At 41.2% G+C, this 2,267-nt stretch carries 1 protein-coding gene; it reads left to right on the top strand.

Translation table 11 applies throughout. The features are described from left to right. The coding region (locus ACWIB3_RS18550) for an SUMF1/EgtB/PvdO family nonheme iron enzyme (protein WP_454292365.1) at positions 1–1,723 on the top strand (1,723 nt) is incomplete at its 5' end. Positions 1,724–2,267: the final 544 nt, after the last annotated feature.

The following is a 2,267-nucleotide window of genomic DNA, read 5'->3' as shown; positions in this document are numbered from 1 at the left end:
TTTATTAATAATTAATATATTAGCCTATCGATTCTTTTCGATTAACTTGAATTATCAATCCTTTGATAGCCAAACCAATATTATGTTTAAAAGAAATCAAATAATCTATCCATTACTTTGCATGCTCCTGCTGTTGTTTTCCTGCAGGCGCGACGATGGAATAGCGATTCCATCCGAGGACAAGGAACTTAAACTTGTCCTGGCAAAACCAAGCAGTATCACGGCGATGAACGCTGCTACCCCTGTCGAGGGACAGGAATTTGGGGTCTATGTCCTCCCGGCAGGATCAACGGACCTGAATAGTCCACTGGTGAACAACCGGAAGTATATATATGAATCTGGAGAGCTGCTTCCGGCTGATGGAGGGACGCCGATAATCTACCTCCGCGATGGCAGTGCTATTGATTTCTTCCTGTACAGTCCCTATCAGCAGGTTTCAAATGGCGAACTTATGATGGACTTTAGCAATCAGCTCGATCAGGCAAAACTGGACCTGATCGATATCAAAATGGTCAATGTCGACAAGAGCAATCCTATTGGTCCAATAAGTTTACAGCATAGGAACAGTAAGCTAAAATTCACGCTAGTGCCTGGCCAAGGGTTGAGCGCTGAGGATTTAGGAGACGTCGAAATAAGCCTTGTGGGATTCTCCAGTGGTTGGAGATTCCAAATTTACATAAATTCAATTTTTTTGTTAAACAGCTCCGACATTAGACTTGGGACGCAGCGGGAAGCTATCATGTATGACCCGTTTAATGATGGCCAAAAGCAATTTCAGTTCAACGTAGGAGATAGGGTGTTAAAATATGCCATTCCAACAGGAGTTATTTTTGAGTCCGGTAAGCAATATGAATACCAGGTCACGATCAACTTTGGTTCGGTCGAGGTCAAAAGGGTCTCAGCGATGGATTGGCAGGTTGATGCCGGTGAAATCATAGCTCGGTCAAAAGGTTTGGAATTCGTCCATATCCCTGCCGGAACCTTTACCATGGGTTCGGGGGCTACCGAACCTGGAACAACAGCAAGTGTTTACCCTGCACATCAGGTAACCCTGACCAGAGATTTCCTGATGAGCAAATATGAGATTACCCTCGCGCAATACCTTGAATTCCTCAAGGATGTAAATGCCGACCTAAACAGTGTGAACGTCCAAAATCCCAATAATCCAGGCGTTAGATGGATTCATAATTATGATTTTTTCATTGAAAGCAATGGTCAATGGCAGGTTGTCCCAGGGAAAGAAAACCTACCGGTCAATTATGTGACTTGGGCCGGAGCTCGGGCATATGCACTGTGGGCAGGAGGAGATCTCCCTACCGAAGCGCAATGGGAATATGCTGCAAGGGCAGGTTCCAAAGCTGATTATTTCTTTCTGGAAGATCATGAAACCTTTGCTGGTCATGAAAGTGAACTTGCAGAATATGCCTGGTATGCTGGAAATTCCGGTAATAAATTAAAAGAGGTAGGCTTGTTGAAACCAAATCCTTGGGGAATCTATGATATTTATGGAAATGTAATAGAGTATTGCTTAGACGAAGCAAGGGCTTATAGTATAAACGCTGTTGTTGATCCAGCCCAAAATGCTACGTTAACTACAACAATCAGAGGAGGTTCATACCGAAATCAAAAGGAAAGGGTGAACAGTACATTGAGGGAATTATATTTCTTGAATTACTATGAATATTTCCTTGGCTTTCGAATCATAAAATATCCAAGTAATTAAGATGGCCTTGGGATTTTGGGAAGCAATGGGATTAGGGGGATTGGGGTTTTTGAACCAGGATGGATGGGATGAGAGGATGGACCAAGATCATTTTGGTAATGTGGCGCTGGAAATTCCCCAGAACTTTAGGGGCTTATTGCATAAGCCCGCATCATGTTTTTGAATATATTGTAGGTTTTTATTGGCATACAGGTCCATTATCGAAGATAATGGATGACAGGGTCTTAATATAATTGGCGTACCGCTTCTTCTCCCTAAGGTTTTGTCATTCTTAACCGAAGGTTAAGGAACTGTAAGCAATAAAACCCATGATATTTTTGGTCCCGATGGATTGCTTTTTACTGCCCCTGTCAGACTGAACATCCTGCATCTAATCAGAGACATCCTTAATAATTCTAAATAACAATAAATATTTCTCATTCAATAACTAAATTTCTCAATAAACATTCTATTGTTTATTAATAATTAATATATTAGCCTATCGATTCTTTTCGATTAACTTGAATTATCAATCCTTTGATAGCCAAACCAATATTATGTTTAA

Source organism: Sphingobacterium sp. NPDC055431 (assembly GCF_053644255.1).
Note: the sequence above shows the minus strand (reverse complement) of the source record. Positions and strands in the feature narration are given on the sequence as shown.